Below are 16,768 nucleotides of genomic sequence, written 5' to 3' on the forward strand. Positions count from 1 at the left end.
ACGATTTCACATATCTGGAGACCGGCATGTTCCATCATGTCCATATCACCGCGCTCAGCCGGACGCCGGCCGGGATGACAGTCATAACGCTTGCCATCTGCGGACCACGCGGCGGCATGCGCGCCGTCGAGGATATTTCTATCGAGGAAGCCGAGGAGATGGCGGCGCGGCTTCAGACGGCCATCACCGCTGCGCGCGCCGGGCTCGGCAAGGATCCGGCCGATGTCTTCGTCCAGGATGTGATCGGTCAGCTCGGTGACCCCGCTCTTGCTCTCGATCCATCTTTCCGCAGATGGTGTAGCGCGCATCATGGCCTGCTCCGCGCTCGGCAGGCCGCAGAACGCTGGTGCTGCTGGCACGCGGCCTGAGCCCCATGGCGATCGAGATCATGGTCGGCCTTCCGCACTTGCGCGAGGGGCCGATATTGAACTGCGCCCGTGTCATGCAGGTGCCGACACTCATCTCGGCGAACGCGCTCTCGCGCTGGCATCGCAGCAAGGGCTGGCCTGAATGGCAGGGGTGGCGCCTCGATTTACTGAAAAATGCCGGCGGATTGTCCCGCATTGCATTGGACAGTGCGGGATTCGTGGCTTTGTCGCGATACTCCGCATATCCTTGGGCAACTAAGGACTATCTCGATCTCGCCGCAAGCTATCCGTTCCGCTGGTTCGCCAGCATGGACTATTGCGTCGAACCCGAAATCGCACCCGATCGCGAAGAGGTGCGCGACCGGATTTCGAGAACCATCCGGGTCAACCGCGATTGCTGGCGCGGCGCTCATGACCGCGGCATTGCCCATCGCTTCATGCCGGTAATACAAGGCCGGGTCGCAGGCGATTATGAAAATTGCATCGATGCGCTGAGCGATATCATCGACGCGGTACCTCTGATTGGTATCGGCTCCATGTGCCGCAGACCCGTAGGCGGCAGCGATGGGGTGATCGCCATCTTCGAGCATCTCGATCGCATTCTCGGCGCCAAGACGATGATTCACGGGTTCGGCATAAAAGGCACGGCCCTCAGCAAGCTCCGCGGGCTCGAACATCGTGTCGCGTCGACAGACAGCCAGGCATTCGGGCTAGCCAGCAGAATCGAGGCGCGCCAGCGCGGCATCTCCAAGACCGACGCCTTCGTCGCCGATCATGTGGAAAGATGGGCGCGCCGCCAATATGCGCGATCCGCCCGCACTCCCGCGCCCATACAGGGCGAGCTGCCGCTCGGCCCCGATGACCGACCGCCACGCGATCCATGGGAGAAGGCGATTGCACAGGCGCGCGCCGAAATCCGGACGCTGATCGAAGAGGGGCAACTGTCGCACGACGAAATTTCCGAACCGTGGATCGCGCAATGGGCAGCCGACATCTTCCAGGCCGAACCGCTTGAATCCGCCGGGGACTCTCGATGATCCGCCACGGCGAAAGCATGGAACGCATCGTGCCCGGTCTATATGCGGGGAACGAGGTGAGGGCCGAGCGCCACCGTCGCGGCTGGGCATTTCAGATGAAATGCGGCCAGCTCGGTCGCCAACTCTGGTTTGAATATTCTCCGCACGGACTGTGGACCGCCATCGGCATCTGGCGCAACCTGGACACCGGACTCTGGGTGGCCGCTCGCCTCCGCGCCGGAACGCATTTCTGGGATGAAAGCTGCCAGGCCGCGCGCCTATACGGTGATGACGTCTATTCCATCCTGCGCGATGAAACGTGACACGAATAGGTGAACCAGCGGTCAGTAGAGGATCAGGCCCGTCCCCGGCATGAGTTGATCCAGAAAATCGAAATCGCGCCGGTTTCCCGTCAGCAGATCGCAACCTGTCGCCGCAGCCTGAAGAAACAGTAGGGCATCGTTGAGCAGCGCGATGGAATGCGGCTGACCGGAAAGGCGTGTTGCCATTCCTGCCAGCATGCCTGCCTCGCCGAACACACGCGAAGAGGGCACGCTCAGGCGATGCTCGGGAATATCGTCGATCGTTCGCCCCAGCATCTTGAGAACAGACGCTGTGCGCTTGTCGGCCGGATCGAGCGCACCCATCAGATGGGTCATTTCACCAAGCGCCACGCCTGAATGGTTGACGATCCGGTTTTCCAGCAAGCGGTCTACTTCGAGAGACGTCTTGCCCTGAAGCACGTCGATATAGACGCAGGTGTCAAGCAGGAGCTCCCGGCCGACGACGGCTGCCTTGTGAACGAGCGGCAATTCCTCTTCGGACCGCCGTGTCAGTCTTGCTGCCCGCCGCTGCGGCCTGATCCTGCGTAGCGACGCCTTGCGATCAAATCCCAAGCGCAACATCCGCAGGAATGGAACCCTTCCGGCCTACCAGCCTGGCGCCGAAATCATCCTCGAGCGCCACTTTGGCAAGAGCATATTCGACGAGATCTGTGGTCGAGGCAATCCCGCTGCGCATCTTGGCGCGATTGATGAGTTCACGCGGCACGCGCGCGCCGACGGCGCTGTTCGTGCCTGACAGCAAGCCTGCCGCTTTCGCGGCGGCCACGACCGCTTCATGTCTCAGGGACAAATGATCTTCGTGCTTCGTCGCCATCGGAAACTCCTTGCGTTGAACATATAGGCCATTTTGTAAAACATGCAAGGCGTTGGCGGGAAGCGGCCTGCCAGCATCATTCTTGCGGAGCAAGCCAGAGATCCTGATAGGTCACGCATCGCCTCATCAGCTCCGCATGCGTTCCGCTGCCGACCAGCTCACCGCCATTCATGAAAAGGACCTGGTCGGCACCCTTCGCTGTCGCCAGCCGATGGGTGATCATGATGAGCGTCGTCGCGCTATTGGTCCTGCCCCGCAGCCTCGCGATCACATCGGCCTCGCTGCGCGGATCGAGCGCGGACGTGCTTTCATCCAGGATCAAGACCGGCACGTCCACCCCCGCCAGGCGCGCAAGCTCCAGCTTCTGGATCTGGCCTCCCGACAGGCGTTCGCCCTGTTCCCCCAATTCCATATCGAAGTCGATCGGTCTTCCAGGTTCGTGGAAGCGCCAGACATGAAGAAGTTCCTCGACGTCGCTGATGGGCTGGTTCGCCGGGGGATAGAGGATGTTTTCCCGCAACGACCGGTTGAACAGGCCGATGAACTGCGGGGCGTAAAGAATATAGCGATGACGCTCGCCCCAGGGGATCGTCGCAATATCGACCCCTGCAATTTCAACTCTTCCCGCGGCAGGTGCGAGCACGCCGGCAAGGATTTGGGCAAGCGTGGACTTGCCCGACCCGTTCGGGCCGACAATGGCGACGAATCGGCCTGAGGCGATATGCAGCGAAATCCCGGCGAGGGCGGGCAGGCCATCATCATAGCGGAAGCTGAGATTTTCGGCGGCGAGATCGGCGTTGGCAAAGCGGTCGGGCTGCCAGGAACCCCGCTCATCCTCGGCATTCGTCAATGCCAGAACGTCGCGAATGTTGGCGATCGCGACACCGGCCTGAGCCAGAATATAGCCCAGCGAACTCAGCGGAACCGTCAGTCGGAAGGCATAGGTCTGCAACAGCACGAATTCGCCCGCCGTCATTCGCCCCTTGCCGACATCGAGACCGGCCAGCATGAGCAGCGCCACAAGCCCGGCCCCCACGATGCAGAACTGCAGCGCCGCCATGACAGTCAGCGAATGGTACATGGCCGCGCTGGCCTGCCGCTTCGCGCTTAATGTCCTGCCCACATAGTGGAGTTCGCGGTCGAGAGCGCCGTTGAGGATGACACGGCGGGCATTGCGCACGATGTCGCTGATCGTGCGGGACACATGCGATGCAGCCGCATTGGTCGCGTCGGCATGCACACGGTGGCGTGCCGCGCCCATCCAGGTCGCCCCGAGGAACCCCAAAAGCGTCATGCCGAGGATCAGGACATAGCGAGGCTCGATCAGGCTGGCGATCACCGCAAGACTGGCGAGAGCCTGGAGGAACACGGGCCCCAGCCGCCAGATCAATCCTTCCACGACCAGCGTCAGGCTATAGGGCAATCGCTCCAGCATGCCGGGAACGCGTCCGCTCCGGCTGTCGCGTGCCGCCGTGATTCGAGGCAGGGCGGCGCCAAGCGCATGGGTTTTAAGCTGCCGCGCCAGTGCATCGACCATTTTCGCGGTGCAGGAAAGCCTGGCCGTTTCCAGGATGGCGGCGGCCGCCCAGCATCCCACGAACAGCAGGATGTACAACAACAATTGCATGGGCGGTCCCACTGGTCCGGCCAGCGTGTCGATCAGCAGCTTGAGCGCATAGGGACCGGCGACGCCCATCGCGATCACGAGGGTTTCCAGGGCAAAAGCCTCCGTCAGGCTTCGCCTGGCACCGAGGTCCGCAGACAGCATCAGCCGCCTCAGCCGGACCAATATGCCGAACGTTGTCACTTTAATGGCCTCCTGGCGATCGATGGAAGAGCCAGAAGGAAGATTCGGAACGCGGCCTTTATCCTAGCGGCAAATCAGGCTGTTGCGAAGCCGGGATCGCGAGACGCCGGAAAGGGAAGGGAGGGGCGGGAATGTGACGGGAGACGTGGATCGTCCCGTCGTTCCTCTATCTCAAGGAGATGGTTCCCATGGCGACCCTTGCCCGCATGAACGAAGCGCCCCCCGCATCCGCCCCCTATCGCATCGATGTCTCGCGTGGCCGAATGAGCAGCCGCGTATCGTCGGAATGGTTCTCCCGGCCCGACGATGAGAAATATCTCTCGCTCACCAGCCTCTATGATGCCGTTCGTGGCCGCGCGGACCGGGCGACCACGCGCATCGTCGAAAGCCGCGCGATCCGGGTCGAGGCGAAAAGTGACAATCCCGAACGCCTGATGCTGATGGCGCCCGGCGATGATCGCCCCCTGGCGCCGACCAACTGGTCCTTCGGCCAGGTGGCGAGCCTCGTTGGGGCACCGGCTTCCTATCTGCGCCAGCTTCCAGCGGCCCTTGCGGGCATCAACCTGCAACATGGGCTCATGACCCACCGCGGCGAGCAGGTCAAACTGCTGCAGACGGACAATGGCAGAACCGAACTGCGCGCTGCTACCGGTTCCGAATATGGGCGCATTTTCGACTGGGAACTGGTCCAGGCTGTAATGGCCTTTGCCGGTGATGGTGTCGGCGATACGCGCTGGAAGGTGCCTGGCACAATCCAGTGGGGCAGCATGACCTACAATCCCCACGTGGATATCACCAAGGAGATGACCACACTCTACGCATCGGACAGAGATATTTTCCTGTTCCTCGTCGATGATACGCATCCGATCGAGGCAGGAAAACTGCCAAATGGCGATCCTGACCTGTACTTTCGCGGCTTTTATGCCTGGAACAGCGAGGTCGGCTCGAAAACGCTCGGCATCGCGACATTTTACTTGCGCGGAGTATGCGCGAACAGATGCCTTTGGGGTGTCGAGAATTTCGAGGAAGTCAACATCCGTCACTCGAAATTCGCCGGCGCCCGTTTTGCCCATCAGGCCGCTCCGGCACTCGAGCATTTCGCGAATTCCTCGCCGTCGCATTTCATCTCCGGCATCAAGGCCGCCCGCGAACGGATCGTGGCGCGCAAGGACGAAGATCGCGAGCCTTTCCTGCGCAGGCGCGGCTTCTCGAAGGCCGAAACCACGAAGATCATCCAGACGGTGCTCGCCGAGGAAGGCCGGCCGCCTGAATCCATCTATGATTTCGTGCAGGGCATAACCGCGCTCGCCCGGACAAAGCCCCATCAGGACAGCCGCCTCGAACTGGAAACCAAGGCCCGAAAGCTCCTCGAACAGGCGCTCTGACGTCCGGCCTTCGTCCGCTTCTTCCCTTTCCAGTCCGGCATCCTGGTCCCGCGCCAGGATGCCCTTTCTCATGAAAGGATGCCCTCATGCGTCCCCACAAATCCGCCCCTCTCCAGGAATTCACCGTCGACGTCGCCTTTTTCAGCGGGTCGGACCCTTTCGCCACCGAGACATATCGGATCCCTGCCGCGACATGGTTCAGCGCGCAGCAGCAGGCGCTGCATATGTCGGTGAACAGCGTCTACGATAATGCGCGCATTCCCGATCTCCGTCGCACCGCCACCGTCCGGTCCGCCTGACGCTCATCTGCGATCAAGTCGGCCATAGCCAGCCTCTCCGGCGCATCGTGCGGCGGAGTGGCCGGTCCCGATCAAGGACATCATCATGCAAGAACCCGACGATTGCATGTGGCGCGCGCTGCTCGATTTCCGCGCGCGTCATGGCCGGCGCTGGAAGGACGCGCTCACTCTTAAATGGATGAACGGCGATGACGAACGGGAGCCAAATAGCGCATCGCTTCGCATGATCCGCAACCAGTTCGGGCCATCCTGGCTCTGGGACTTGCCCAGGCTTCGCCTCGACAACGCGGCGCGGCGTCTCACCAATCTGGAAAAACTTCCAGATATGTGCGCCTGTCCTCATCCGGAGACCGGCGAGACCATCATCATCAAGCGCGGCGAGACCGGCTATTGGCCGATGCCTTCGCTCATCGCCGTCGATACGTTCAATGCCAGTTTCAATGCGAGGCCCGCCGCGATCGCAGCCATGCAAGCCGGCGCCATGTTCGGATGGCATGTCGAGGCAGCCAATCCCGATCGCTATGATGCGGCCGGCCGCCCCCTTGCCGGTTCCGGCAAAGCCGCCGGTTAAGGCATCTTCTCGCCAGTTGCGGCACCTTCTTGCCGACGATGGTCAGCATTGCTATCCCGATACCGAAGGGAATGGTGTCTCCCTCAAAACCGCGCTATTGCTGATGACGCCTGCTTTCGCGCTCCCGGGCGCAGAAGGAGGCGTGCGTGGGTTATCTTCTGGTGTTCGTGGGGTCTGGTATCGGAGGCATGCTGCGCCATGCCGTCGGCCTTCTGGCCCTGCGATGCTTTGGCGCAGCCTTTCCTTTCGGAACGCTCGCCATCAACATCGTCGGCTCCTTCCTCATCGGCCTCGTTGCGGAATATTGGGCACTCAAGACCGGTCTTCCCCCGTCTGTGCGCCTGTTCCTGACAACCGGCGTCATCGGCGGCTTCACAACCTTCTCGACATTCTCCCTCGAAGCCGTGCTGCTGTGGGAACGGGGCCAGCCGCTTCTGGCCGTAACCTATGTGACCGCTTCGATCCTGCTATCGATCGCGGCCCTGTTTGCCGCACACTGGCTGATCCGCTTCCTGCACGCGCCGCCCGCTCTCTGAGGCCATGAGGCGAACGCCTTGTGCCACGCCGACCTCAATTGGTCTTCTACGCGCAGAGGCGGTCTACGCTTCGCCCGGTGTCCAGGACCCTCGATCTTGTCGGCAGACATGCCGATCGGCTTGCAAGCGATCGTTCCGGCTGTAGACTTGTTCGACCATTGTCTGGGAGAAGGGCCACGCAACATGGCGCACAAGTTCGAAATCTATAAGGACAAGGCTGGCGAGTTTCGCGTACGCTTCAGGTACAATGCCGAGATATTGTTCTCGACCGAGGGCTACAGCAGCAAAGCCTCGGCGAAGAATGCGATCGACTCGATCAAGAAAAATGGCCCTGAAGCGCCCATCGAGGACAATAGCTAAAGGCCCGGCGCCAGGGTTCGGCACCAACTTTCCCAAGCGACACCTTGCCCTGGTTGATGCCTATGACCGCTATATCCACAATCAAATGGCAAGGCGGCGTGCCGGCCACGTTCGGCCATGTCCATCCTTTGAGCGCGGGAGGCCTTTAGTGCTTTAGCCTATGACCGATCGTTACAGCTTCGACGGCGCGCCCTTCGAACAGGATATCTTCTCGCATTTCTTCCTCAATGTGGCCCAGGCGAATGTGGCTGCTGCTGAACGCTACGGCGAGGACAGGGCGGCCATTGCGCAGGCGGTCGATCGGGCAATCCTCACCGAACTCCAGGTCATCCTGCCCTCGATGAATCCGGCGGCTTTGCTGGGTTTGCGCGCCGGTTTTCCCGATGCGATCCGCCACCCTGCCTTCGGCAGGGCCTGGCTCCTCATCCGCGAGGCAGCCTCCCATTATAGCGACTTTCTCGCGATCAGTTCTTCGGTCGAACCCGCGATCATCATGGCCGCGCTCGATATTCCCGTCATACCCTTGCGCGGGACCGATATCGACAGCCTCGCCCCGCCAACAAGCGATGTGGACAGGCTTCTCGAGCTATGGGACACGCCGCCGCATCCGATCGTCGGCTTCGAGCCTGCATCCCTCGATCACTATTTTCTCGTTTCCGGATCCGTCCGTTCGTTGCGGCGCTGTCTCGCCGGCGATCCGCGTTTCCAGCCGTTGCGCGCGATCATGGGGCCTTCGGACTTTCCCCTGCCGAAGCGCCCCACCGGCACCTGCGGCATAAGACCCAAGCAGCAGGGCCAACGCATCGGATCCGTCTGGCACAAGGATAATTCCGACGGCCCCCTCATCACTATATTCATTGGCGGATGGATGGAGGACGGCAGGCTCTGCGACGACGGCGCGCCGCTCCATCAACCGATGCCGATGCGTATTCTCGAATATATCATGCGCCACGGCGTGCTGGCGATGTCGATCGTGCAGAAGCCCTCGGGCAAGACCTGATCGCACGCCCGCAATCTTCACGTCGCATCACGGCCTCCATCCGTCGACGGATGAACCCGATGCTCTGGCCTGTCACCGGCTTCCCGCCTATGCGCGCGCCGGGCCGCGGCTTCAAAGCAGCATATGGCCTCCACTCCTGACGGTGACTCCATGCTGCAGCCGCCGTCAGGAGACCAGCCAACATGCTGAAATAGACGTCGATTCGCGTCGTTCCCTATTCTGTAACGTCGATAGCCAGGCCCCTGGATGGCTATCACACGCCCTTGCGGCAAATGGTTCCAGCCCCGCCAAAATAAATTCGTTCAGTCGGGGACCAATCAGCGCGTGAATCGTTCACCCGGCAGAGCAAAGCGAAAAGGCGCATAGGGGGACTGTAGTGGTGATACCATCCGTCGCCGAAGATCTTCGGCAGCTCCACATTCTCGTTGTCGACCATGATCCGTTGCTTCGAGCCTTCCTGGCAGACGATCTCCGCGAGGAAGGCATGACGGTGATCGAAGCATCGAACGCCGACGAAGCGCTGACCTATTGCCAGTCGAACGCACCTGTCGACCTTGTCTTTACAGATGTGCAGATGCCCGGCTCGATGGACGGTATTGGTCTGGCACACAGGATCAGCAAAACGGAACCCAGGATTCCCGTTATTGTCACTTCGGGCGCAATCCCGGTCGACAGCCTCGATCCCGGGATCCCGTTCATCGCGAAACCCTATGCTGTGAAGGACGCCAGAACACTGATATTCTCGACCTTAGGTCTGGAGCCACAGGACACCGAATGACAAGCCTTCTGCTGGTGGAAGCCGATATTCTGGTGCGCACGGCACTCGCGGCTTACCTTCGTGAATGCGGGTTTAGGGTGATCGAAGCCACGAGCATCGCCGAAGCGCGCATGTTCCTTACTGACGTCAACGCCTCCATCGATCTCGTTCTGGCCGAAATTGGGGGAACGGATGAGGATGGCTTTGCCCTTGCGTCCTGGATCAGAAAGGAGCGCCCTGCGATAGATGTCATTCTCGCTGGTACGCTCGAGACGGCCACGAAAAAGGCCGGGGATTTGTGCGAGAGCGAACCGTCGGTGACCAAGCCCTATGATCACCAGCTTGTGCTGGATCGCATCCGCCGCGCTGTCGCGGGCAGAGAACGTGGTCGCACATAGACCGATAAACTGCGCCAGCCACATCATAGCCCGTTGTTCACCTGCCGGCCGGCTTATCGTCGACATAGCCGTCATCTCGACTGAGCAGTCCGACATCGTCAGTCGAGAAGATCACCCTTCTGCATCGCAGCAAAGACTGGAAGGCCGGGCGCAGCGGCAATTGCGGGTGGTCCATCTCCCCGCCATATGGCGCAGACCACAGCGATCACCTGCGCGCCTGCCTCCTCGATCAGCCGGGCGGCGTCCGCGACCGCGCCGCCGGTCGTGATCACATCTTCGACAAGCACCACGCGCTTGCCCGCGATGTCGCCACCTTCGACGGCTTGGCAGGTGCCATAATCCTTTGCCTTCTTTCTTACGAAAGCGGCCGGCAGCCCGGTCTCAAGCGACATGGCGGTTGCGATCGGCACGCCGCCAAGCTCAAGTCCGGCAAGAACCTCACTGCCCTCGGGCAAGAGCGAGACCATCTCGGCCGCCACGTGCCTTAGCAGCGCCGGGTCAGCCTCGAAGCGATACTTGTCGAAATATGTCGATGAGGTCTGCCCCGATCGCAGGCGAAACGCCCCCTGCAACGAAGCAACGGCTTTGACGGCCTCGGAAAGCGACGGATCGATCACGACCGGACAATGACATAACCGCGTCGCGGTCGCCAGCAGGACCACCGTCGCTGCGATCCGTCGTCAGATGGCACGGCGAATCCGTCGCATGCCGATCCCAACCACGCCCGTCATGATCCGATCCCTGGAGAAGAGGGGGAGAGATGGCGTGATCCTCGAGGAGATCGCGCATGCATGACAATCCTCTCAAAAATTCCGTCCAGCATGGTTGCGGGCCGTCGCTGCCTTCCTCCGGTGCCGAGGCCTTCCGCCATGATTGAAGCTTCGACAGCCTTCGATCCCGCCGACGCGCGATGCTGGGTCGCGCGGGGCCGCCCCGAATATCATGCAGAGCAACTCGCTCTCGCATGGGCTGACTTCCCCGATCTTCCGAACGAGGCGCCAGCCCAGGACCGGATGGCCCGCATTCGCGAGCGCGTCGCGGCGCTTCGCCCCCTCAACGACGCCATCCGCAAGGAAGGGGAGCGCGAGCGGAAGCGCAGGAATTTCGCCTTCGTCGAACGCCGCATCGCCGAAGGGAAGGCCGACGCGCGCGATCATTTCATCCTCCAGGCCTCCGTACGCCATGGCTATGACTGGGACGACGCGGTTTACTATGCGGATGGCAGTATCGCAGCAATATCAGGCTGGGAGCCGCGCCGATGCTTCCATACTTCGTCTGGCGCTAGCGCTGATCCCCTCGACAGCGCCTATGCCCAGGGCTTTCGCGATGGCGATGGCTGCTTCGACGATCCGTTCGATGCCGCGCGGCGCGCCTATGCCGCCGCCGCGGCCGCCACGCAGCGTGAACCACGAACCGCCTCTGTCCAGCCGATGTCCCGGCCGCTTCCAAGCAGTTGGCCTTTCCCGACAGATGCGCCGCGTCCCACGCGATGGTCCAGGCGCCTATTGATCATAGGTGCGACTGCCGCCGCGGATGCAGGCCTTGCGCTTCCTGCCATGTTCCAGTCCCGGTCAGGCCATCAGGACATGACAATGATCCTTGCCGTTCCCGGCCAGGGATTTTGCCTTTGGGATAGCGTCGGCAATGCCGAAACGGAATGTGCGCAGAACCCCTTGCCTGTCCTGCTCGCCGATGTCGATCCCGACGATATTCTGGTCGTTGCAGACGGCGATGATCTCGACTGGATCGACCATCACGCCGCTCTCCTTCCCCTCTGCCGCACGATGGAGCGGACGCGAAACTCGGTGATCCAGCAACGCGGCCAGTTTCGCGCCTGGATCGATCGTGGGCTCGATACCGGCGAAATCATGGCCGGCGGGCATATCTGCTGGACGAAGGTCGCCCAGGGGCTCTCCGGCCGCCTTGGCGAATTTATCGCCCGCTATGGCGGTCCCGTCCGCCCGCGCGGCCATCAGATCGTCGTCGAGCTCACAGACGGAACGTCCGCAACCGGCTTCATGACGCCGCAGGGCGACCTGCTCAAGCCGGAAGCGATCATCTCCAACAAGGCGCATTTGCGCAAGCATATGGCGGCGATGCTGCGCCGCTTCGCCTCCGCGATCCCGCGCTATTGACCTCTCTTCGACCACGCGACGCGGGCTCGCATCGCGAGATTGGAAACCCATCATGATCATCCCCACGACCGGCAGGGCCATCATTCAATCCAACATCGACAGGACGGGGCAGCATATCTTCGCAATCTTCCCCGACGCCGACAATGCGGGCTTTGCCTACACGATCGGCAACGCGCGCCCGGGCCTCCCCGAGCTGCTGATTATCGGAAATTTCGCGCCGATCCTGATGGCATCGGTTCTCAACGAAGTGGGCCAGCGAATGCGCCAGACGGACCATGTGCCCGACAAGGATATCGATATCGGCGGCGCTTTCCCGATCCGTCCCCGCCTTGCCGGGGCTGAGGCTCGCACCGCATTCACCATCCAGGTTGGGCGCTTTCTCGGCCATGATGAATATGCCGTCGTTCAGCTCCTCCTGCCCGATCCGATGGGCTTCTATCCCGGCGAGCCAGGATGCGACCCTCGTTACGACGTTCCCCGCCCATGATGCCCTGCCATTGAGGAACGCAGCCATGCGCCCGACCACGAAAATCACATATACCGAACCAGGCCAGCAAAAGCCGGTGTCCCTGATCGTCAGGCAAGCCGGATATCCCAACCTCCTGGTGGAAACGCTTGAGCATGCGTCGCGCGGCTATTGCGAACGCCGCGATCAGACCGGCCTTGGCGCCAGCGCTTTCCCGGAAGCCGAACTCATGCGCGACGGCGTCATCGTCGGCCGCATCAGCTATAACGGCCGCATCTGGCATCCCATCCCATGGCGGCCGGGCGACAGGCCCATCTACGACAACGCAGCTTGCCATGGCGGCGAGGCCGAGAGCTGACATCCGCTTCAGCCCAATCCGGCCCATTTCTGCAGAGTTTCCAGACCGCTCGGCGGACCGCGAAGCGGAGCGGAGGGGGAGGGGGTGTGTGGGAAACCGCGAGCAGCATTGCGCGCCCATGTGAAGGAAACCCACCGATGGATATGATCACCTGCAGGGCCCGCATCGGCGGGCAGGCTCCGCTTTACAGCTACCGCGTCCTTGTCCCGCTGGACCAGCTCACTCCCCTCCGTCGTCATCGTGTGGTCATTCTTCATGCCGTGACACCGGCCGGACGACAGCCCTGTACCCGGCTCGCCGACGTGCTGGCGCCGAACCGCTGGTTCGAGCGCTATCTCGCCATGCATTGCGGCCTGGCGGCGCGGCTCAATCTCGTCTCGCGGCGTGTCGAGGCCATCATCCTGCACGCCATTTCCCTGAAATGACCGCGCGTCTTGTTCCGCCGATGCTTCAGATCGATCATGGTCCTGGCGAGGCCAGCCATCGCATATCCGGCATCGATCTCAACGCAGCCTTCGATAGCCTCGCACCGCGGATCGAGACGCTGATGGCCGCCGATCTCGGGCTTTGCACCGACAATCAACGCCGCGCAGCCTGAAGCAGGATCCAGCCCATGACCAGCCATGCCTCATTCCGTCTCGAAATCGCCGCCTGCCTTTGGGAAACGGTCCTGAACTTTCGCGACCGGCCTCCCACCGATCCCGATGCCCTCCAGCGTGCCCTCGCCATCCATAGGGCATTCGACAGGATTGGAGCTGATTCCCTACGTCCCATTGTACTCAGCTGGACCCCTAAGATCGAACGCGCATGGCAGGACGTCGATGACGATTGCCCCTTCGGTTGCGACTGGGCCTATATAGGCCGATGGATGGTCGAGAATGTCGACTGGACCCATCCGCACCACCCGGTCCTGCACTCCGATATGACGGGACAGGATGCTGAACAGGCTCCGCCAACCGGCATTGGAGAAGCGGCATCGTCGGCACCGACAGATACAGCCAGCTGCCAGGATCACCTCGCCCTTTTGGCGCGGGCACGCTCCGCCATCGAATATCCCGATGACCTCGCAAACCATGCACGGACCCAGTTGATCGCGGAAATCCGCGGCGCCGAGGATCGAATCGAACGATCGCCCTTGCCTTGGCCGGTCCATCTTCATGCCGCCGCTATCGAGCACCGCTATGGCACCAATATCCATGCCGCCATCGATGCGGCCACGCTGGACGCGGAAATCGCCGCGTGGTGCCGGGATTGGTGGAAAGAAACCGGCGATGAACGCGATCCCGCCACGCTGGATGATGAGACGGTGATCGCCGTTTATTTCGACGGACATCCGTCGGACGGATGCGCAAAGGACCAGCTGCAGGTTGTGCCGCCAGGTCTCAAGGCAACCAGCACTTCGGAACCGGTGGAAATGGGACGCTATTGTGTGCTCTCGACCGCGCATCTCACGGTCCAGACCGCCGGCCTTCTCGATGGCTGGGCATCCTGGCCGCCGACCGAGCGGCCGATCGACATCGCCGCCTCCGTCTACGGCTGGTTCGTGCCCACGCGGTCGCTCGAAGAAGCGCGCCAGGCGCAACTGCCGGCAGACCTGCTGCGCTTGATGGCCTTCGGCAGGAGCCGAGGCTTCCAGTTCCTGCTGCTCGATTGCGACGGTGACCGCTCGGATGATTTGCCGGTCCACGACTGGTGATCCCACACTCTAAAGGAAATCCCGATGATGGGAACGCTTGAGCGCGCCGCGGCACCCAGCTGCTCGGCCAGTGCGCAGACACCGCCGCCACTTCCCGCCCTACCGCTGGAACGAGGCAAGCTTTATCTTCGGCTCTACCATGGCCGCGCCACGCCCGACGAGCAGATGGAGGACTGGGGCAGCGATGGCCCCGTTATCGGACCGCTCGCCTCGATCCATGTGACTTATATGTGTCATCTGAAATTCGCCGCGGCCCCGGATGTCATTGAACGCTTTTTCCCGGAGGTCATGGCGCAGTGGCAAGCCAGCGGCGTCAGTAACGGTCATGGGCCGCTTTGCGACTGGCAGTTCAACGTGATCGACGATCTCATCGAATATGGCGGCATCCTATATGGGGATTGGTCGACTTTCCTCGCCGACGATCATGCTGCCCGCTAGCGCGTCCCACCACATCATGCGCCATCGGCGCTACCCTCCAGCAACGACAGCAGCATCACATGGAGGGCATCTTCCGCGCGCTCCCGCCTTGTCGCATCGCTCGAGGCCAGATCCTTTCGCATCCAGTCGGGCAATCGCCGCACAAGGTCGCGCAGTTTCACATCGTTTGATTGGCTCATCACCCTCCCTTTGCAGGACGGTCATCCCGGCGGCAACCGTCTTGCCCAACTGGCATCCGCAAACCGGGATGAAGGGGGAGGGGGCGGCGCAAGGGAGGCGGACAGACGGTCCGTCGTCGAGACCGGAGATGATCATGCCTCTTCCCGCCACCATCCAGACGGCCGTCAGCCAGGACGCGATCCGCCGCGCATCTCGCCTTTTCTCGGGGGATAGCCGCGACTGTTTCCAGGAGCTGTGCCAGAATGCGCGGCGGGCCGGTGCTACGCGCATCGCCATCGATCTCACCCGGCAGGACGGCCGCTTCTCCCTTCATGTTCGCGACGATGGTTGCGGCATCGACGATCCGGCCGCCCTGCTGCTGCTCGGACATTCCGGTTGGGACCATGACATCGCACGGTCCGAAGACCCCGCCGGCATGGGCATGTTCAGCCTTGCCGGCCGCTCCGTCGAAATCCAGTCCTTTTCGCCATCCGCCGGCACGGCATGGAAAGTGCGCATACCGGCCCAGGCATGGGACAGCGGCGCACCGCTTGCCCTTGAACAAGGCACGATCGGCTGGGGCACGCTGATCTCGATCGAAATGCCCGATGACTGGCATTTCGGTTTACACAGCATTGTCGCGGATATCGCGCTCCACTTTCCCTTGCCGATGACGATGAACGGGGTGTTGCAGCCGCGGGAGGATTTCCTCAAGGATGCGCTGCTGGTCGATGACGCCTGCGGCTGCCGTATCGGCGGCTACAATCTCGACCCTGACTGGCAAGATGGCCGCCGCATCAACTTTCACGGTTTGCGTGTCAAATGCCCCTTGCCCACCATTCGCGAAGTCAAGGACAGCTTCGACCACTGGGCCGTCCGGATCGATATTGTCGACGCGCCTGAAATCCATCTGGTACTCCCGGCCCGCAAGGACGTTATCGAAAGCACCGCACTGAAGGTTCTTCGCGAAGCCGCGGAACGGGCCCTATACAAATTCATCGCCACCCAGCCCGATCATCGCCTCCCATTCTCCGCCTGGAGACGGGCGCACGAACTTGGCGTTGCACTTCCTGAGGCCCGCTCCGGGCTTTCAATGTGGCGCCCGGAAACGGCCGACGACTGCCATGGACGCGCCAGCGCAATCATGGCTCCTCAAGGCGCAATGCTGATTGTTCCCACGACGGACCCCGACATCGCTCAAGCTCTGGCGCTCGCTCGAGACAAGATGCCGCTTCAAGATTTTCACCTGGTCGAAGCGGAAAGCTCACTACAAGGCTATGCCTGGTACGACGAAGTGCCGATCATAGAGCAGGCCTCCCTTCGCATTCACCGTGATGGTGCTGAATATCATTATGATGACGAGACCTGCCTGCCCGCTGATTTGGCTTCCGGCCTCGTCGACAGAATCGTGGCCGAGCTGATCGTCGCCAATACCAGGCACGAGGGTGCGTTGCGGAGCATCCATTCCGTCGAAATCCCGGCTCTTGTCTGTCGCAATGGAGGTTGGGATCTCGAAGAAGCCATCATTCTCGCAACGCACGAGGGCGGCATGAAACCGGACCGCCTGGGGCGCTTGATCTACGCGACGTTATTCTGTTCGATCGACGATGGCGACAGCGATAGTTGGGAAACCCAGTCATATACGTTCGAGCGCGATGCCCGGCAGGAAGCGACACGGATTCTTCTCGGAGAAGACGCAGCCGTCCTTGAGGCCATCAGTATAAACGCACGGGAGCATCTGACCTGGCTGATCCCGCAGAATCGCAAGATCGTCATCCACGCTGAGCGCGACGCTTTCACCGTGGATTTCCTCTCGAACTGAACCGCCGGCGGGAGTGTCTGGCGCTCCCGCTACTCCTAT

23 protein-coding genes and 1 riboswitch are annotated in these 16,768 nt (G+C 61.8%); of the genes, 19 read left to right on the plus strand and 4 right to left on the minus strand.

From position 1 onward, the window contains the following. Nucleotides 1-26: 26 nt before the first annotated feature. From RLDS_RS51855 to RLDS_RS51865, 3 genes are read left to right on the plus strand one after another with little or no spacing between them, the layout of a single operon-like run. Nucleotides 27-368: a hypothetical protein gene (locus RLDS_RS51855; protein ID WP_021228354.1), complete on the plus strand. Its 342-nt coding sequence runs from the start codon at nt 27-29 to the stop codon at nt 366-368. Further along, nucleotides 347-1,405, plus strand: coding sequence for a deazapurine DNA modification protein DpdA family protein (locus tag RLDS_RS51860; RefSeq protein ID WP_021228355.1), 1,059 nt, complete (start codon nt 347-349; stop codon nt 1,403-1,405). Before RLDS_RS51855 ends, RLDS_RS51860 begins: the two co-directional genes overlap by 22 nt. A 17-nt stretch (nt 1,406-1,422) precedes the next feature. Then, nucleotides 1,423-1,707, plus strand: a complete 285-nt coding sequence (locus RLDS_RS51865) for a hypothetical protein (RefSeq protein ID WP_236616933.1) — start codon at nt 1,423-1,425, stop codon at nt 1,705-1,707. 21 nt (nt 1,708-1,728) lie between these two features. Here RLDS_RS51865 and RLDS_RS51870 read toward each other — a convergent pair whose 3' ends face one another. Genes RLDS_RS51870 through RLDS_RS51880 form a run of 3 tightly spaced genes read right to left on the minus strand, consistent with a single transcriptional unit; the run spans nt 1,729 to nt 4,349 of the window. Continuing rightward, nucleotides 1,729-2,289, minus strand: coding sequence for a type II toxin-antitoxin system VapC family toxin (locus tag RLDS_RS51870; RefSeq protein WP_021228357.1), 561 nt, complete (start codon nt 2,287-2,289; stop codon nt 1,729-1,731). Further along, on the minus strand, nt 2,270-2,635 hold the full coding sequence (locus RLDS_RS51875; RefSeq protein ID WP_236616934.1) for a hypothetical protein: 366 nt from the start codon (nt 2,633-2,635) through the stop codon (nt 2,270-2,272). Before RLDS_RS51875 ends, RLDS_RS51870 begins: the two co-directional genes overlap by 20 nt. Continuing rightward, entirely contained in the window at nt 2,619-4,349 is a 1,731-nt protein-coding gene (locus tag RLDS_RS51880) for an ABC transporter ATP-binding protein (protein WP_021228359.1), read from the minus strand. Before RLDS_RS51880 ends, RLDS_RS51875 begins: the two co-directional genes overlap by 17 nt. A gap of 188 nt (nt 4,350-4,537) precedes the next feature. Here RLDS_RS51880 and RLDS_RS51885 point away from each other — a divergent pair, with 188 nt between their 5' ends. The 8 genes from RLDS_RS51885 to RLDS_RS51915 all read left to right on the plus strand — a co-directional run bounded on the left by RLDS_RS51885 (nt 4,538) and on the right by RLDS_RS51915 (nt 9,655). Continuing rightward, nucleotides 4,538-5,734, plus strand: a complete 1,197-nt coding sequence (locus RLDS_RS51885) for a hypothetical protein (protein WP_021226100.1) — start codon at nt 4,538-4,540, stop codon at nt 5,732-5,734. 86 nt (nt 5,735-5,820) lie between these two features. Then, nucleotides 5,821-6,033 (plus strand): hypothetical protein, encoded by a 213-nt coding sequence (locus RLDS_RS51890; protein ID WP_021228360.1) that lies wholly within the window; start codon nt 5,821-5,823, stop codon nt 6,031-6,033. Between the two features lie 85 nt (nt 6,034-6,118). Then, a complete protein-coding gene (locus RLDS_RS54790) occupies nt 6,119-6,604 on the plus strand; it encodes a hypothetical protein (protein ID WP_021228361.1) in 486 nt (161 codons plus the stop codon). Between the two features lie 58 nt (nt 6,605-6,662). Continuing rightward, nucleotides 6,663-6,724: riboswitch (Fluoride riboswitch) on the plus strand. A 26-nt stretch (nt 6,725-6,750) separates the two neighbouring features. Continuing rightward, nucleotides 6,751-7,140 carry a fluoride efflux transporter CrcB gene (gene crcB / locus RLDS_RS51895; protein ID WP_021228362.1) on the plus strand — a complete coding sequence of 130 codons (390 nt, stop codon included), beginning with the start codon at nt 6,751-6,753 and terminating at the stop codon, nt 7,138-7,140. Nucleotides 7,141-7,323: 183 nt separating this feature from the next. Beyond that, nucleotides 7,324-7,500, plus strand: a complete 177-nt coding sequence (locus RLDS_RS51900) for a YegP family protein (RefSeq protein WP_084515015.1) — start codon at nt 7,324-7,326, stop codon at nt 7,498-7,500. A gap of 160 nt (nt 7,501-7,660) precedes the next feature. Further along, nucleotides 7,661-8,500 (plus strand): hypothetical protein, encoded by an 840-nt coding sequence (locus RLDS_RS51905; protein ID WP_021228364.1) that lies wholly within the window; start codon nt 7,661-7,663, stop codon nt 8,498-8,500. 376 nt (nt 8,501-8,876) lie between these two features. Continuing rightward, entirely contained in the window at nt 8,877-9,278 is a 402-nt protein-coding gene (locus tag RLDS_RS51910; RefSeq protein WP_021228365.1) for a response regulator, read from the plus strand. Then, entirely contained in the window at nt 9,275-9,655 is a 381-nt protein-coding gene (locus tag RLDS_RS51915) for a response regulator (protein WP_021228366.1), read from the plus strand. The genes RLDS_RS51910 and RLDS_RS51915 overlap by 4 nt, the downstream gene beginning before the upstream one ends. A gap of 98 nt (nt 9,656-9,753) precedes the next feature. Here the strand turns inward: RLDS_RS51915 and pyrE are convergent, their stop codons facing one another. Continuing rightward, nucleotides 9,754-10,317 carry an orotate phosphoribosyltransferase gene (gene pyrE / locus RLDS_RS51920; RefSeq protein ID WP_021228367.1) on the minus strand — a complete coding sequence of 188 codons (564 nt, stop codon included), beginning with the start codon at nt 10,315-10,317 and terminating at the stop codon, nt 9,754-9,756. Between the two features lie 207 nt (nt 10,318-10,524). Here pyrE and RLDS_RS51925 point away from each other — a divergent pair, with 207 nt between their 5' ends. The 8 genes from RLDS_RS51925 to RLDS_RS51950 all read left to right on the plus strand — a co-directional run bounded on the left by RLDS_RS51925 (nt 10,525) and on the right by RLDS_RS51950 (nt 16,729). Beyond that, complete coding sequence (locus RLDS_RS51925) at nt 10,525-11,790, plus strand: hypothetical protein (RefSeq protein ID WP_021228369.1); 1,266 nt, start codon at nt 10,525-10,527, stop codon at nt 11,788-11,790. A gap of 52 nt (nt 11,791-11,842) precedes the next feature. Then, the gene (locus RLDS_RS51930) at nt 11,843-12,277 is read left to right on the plus strand and encodes a DUF4262 domain-containing protein (protein ID WP_021228370.1); all 435 of its coding nucleotides are present in this window, start codon (nt 11,843-11,845) and stop codon (nt 12,275-12,277) included. Nucleotides 12,278-12,302: 25 nt separating this feature from the next. Next, the gene (locus RLDS_RS51935) at nt 12,303-12,614 is read left to right on the plus strand and encodes a hypothetical protein (RefSeq protein WP_021228371.1); all 312 of its coding nucleotides are present in this window, start codon (nt 12,303-12,305) and stop codon (nt 12,612-12,614) included. A gap of 137 nt (nt 12,615-12,751) precedes the next feature. Beyond that, the gene (locus tag RLDS_RS51940; RefSeq protein WP_021228372.1) at nt 12,752-13,039 is read left to right on the plus strand and encodes a hypothetical protein; all 288 of its coding nucleotides are present in this window, start codon (nt 12,752-12,754) and stop codon (nt 13,037-13,039) included. Continuing rightward, a complete protein-coding gene (locus RLDS_RS56410; protein ID WP_021228373.1) occupies nt 13,036-13,212 on the plus strand; it encodes a hypothetical protein in 177 nt (58 codons plus the stop codon). Before RLDS_RS51940 ends, RLDS_RS56410 begins: the two co-directional genes overlap by 4 nt. Nucleotides 13,213-13,227: 15 nt before the next feature. Then, nucleotides 13,228-14,310, plus strand: a complete 1,083-nt coding sequence (locus tag RLDS_RS51945; protein ID WP_021228374.1) for a DUF5983 family protein — start codon at nt 13,228-13,230, stop codon at nt 14,308-14,310. 24 nt (nt 14,311-14,334) lie between these two features. Next, nucleotides 14,335-14,748 (plus strand): hypothetical protein, encoded by a 414-nt coding sequence (locus tag RLDS_RS0129015; RefSeq protein ID WP_021228375.1) that lies wholly within the window; start codon nt 14,335-14,337, stop codon nt 14,746-14,748. Next, complete coding sequence (locus tag RLDS_RS51950) at nt 14,687-16,729, plus strand: sensor histidine kinase (protein WP_236616935.1); 2,043 nt, start codon at nt 14,687-14,689, stop codon at nt 16,727-16,729. Before RLDS_RS0129015 ends, RLDS_RS51950 begins: the two co-directional genes overlap by 62 nt. Nucleotides 16,730-16,768 lie beyond the last annotated feature (39 nt).

Source organism: Sphingobium lactosutens DS20 (assembly GCF_000445105.1).
GTDB classification, from domain to species: Bacteria; Pseudomonadota; Alphaproteobacteria; order Sphingomonadales; family Sphingomonadaceae; genus Sphingobium; species Sphingobium lactosutens.

Excerpts from the sequence above, each read along its gene's own strand:
- RLDS_RS51925 (WP_021228369.1), top strand. The coding sequence starts at position 10,525 with ATGATTGAAGCTTCGACAGCCTTCGATCCCGCCGACGCGCGATGCTGG.
- RLDS_RS51935 (WP_021228371.1), top strand. The coding sequence starts at position 12,303 with ATGCGCCCGACCACGAAAATCACATATACCGAACCAGGCCAGCAAAAG.
- RLDS_RS51915 (WP_021228366.1), top strand. The coding sequence starts at position 9,275 with ATGACAAGCCTTCTGCTGGTGGAAGCCGATATTCTGGTGCGCACGGCA.
- RLDS_RS51930 (WP_021228370.1), top strand. The coding sequence starts at position 11,843 with ATGATCATCCCCACGACCGGCAGGGCCATCATTCAATCCAACATCGAC.
- RLDS_RS51940 (WP_021228372.1), top strand. The coding sequence starts at position 12,752 with ATGGATATGATCACCTGCAGGGCCCGCATCGGCGGGCAGGCTCCGCTT.
- RLDS_RS51900 (WP_084515015.1), top strand. The coding sequence starts at position 7,324 with ATGGCGCACAAGTTCGAAATCTATAAGGACAAGGCTGGCGAGTTTCGC.
- RLDS_RS51870 (WP_021228357.1), bottom strand. The coding sequence starts at position 2,289 with ATGTTGCGCTTGGGATTTGATCGCAAGGCGTCGCTACGCAGGATCAGG.
- RLDS_RS51950 (WP_236616935.1), top strand. The coding sequence starts at position 14,687 with ATGGCGGCATCCTATATGGGGATTGGTCGACTTTCCTCGCCGACGATC.
- RLDS_RS51865 (WP_236616933.1), top strand. The coding sequence starts at position 1,423 with ATGGAACGCATCGTGCCCGGTCTATATGCGGGGAACGAGGTGAGGGCC.
- RLDS_RS54790 (WP_021228361.1), top strand. The coding sequence starts at position 6,119 with ATGCAAGAACCCGACGATTGCATGTGGCGCGCGCTGCTCGATTTCCGC.
- RLDS_RS0129015 (WP_021228375.1), top strand. The coding sequence starts at position 14,335 with ATGATGGGAACGCTTGAGCGCGCCGCGGCACCCAGCTGCTCGGCCAGT.
- RLDS_RS51855 (WP_021228354.1), top strand. The coding sequence starts at position 27 with ATGTTCCATCATGTCCATATCACCGCGCTCAGCCGGACGCCGGCCGGG.
- RLDS_RS51885 (WP_021226100.1), top strand. The coding sequence starts at position 4,538 with ATGGCGACCCTTGCCCGCATGAACGAAGCGCCCCCCGCATCCGCCCCC.
- RLDS_RS51890 (WP_021228360.1), top strand. The coding sequence starts at position 5,821 with ATGCGTCCCCACAAATCCGCCCCTCTCCAGGAATTCACCGTCGACGTC.
- RLDS_RS51945 (WP_021228374.1), top strand. The coding sequence starts at position 13,228 with ATGACCAGCCATGCCTCATTCCGTCTCGAAATCGCCGCCTGCCTTTGG.
- RLDS_RS51905 (WP_021228364.1), top strand. The coding sequence starts at position 7,661 with ATGACCGATCGTTACAGCTTCGACGGCGCGCCCTTCGAACAGGATATC.
- RLDS_RS56410 (WP_021228373.1), top strand. The coding sequence starts at position 13,036 with ATGACCGCGCGTCTTGTTCCGCCGATGCTTCAGATCGATCATGGTCCT.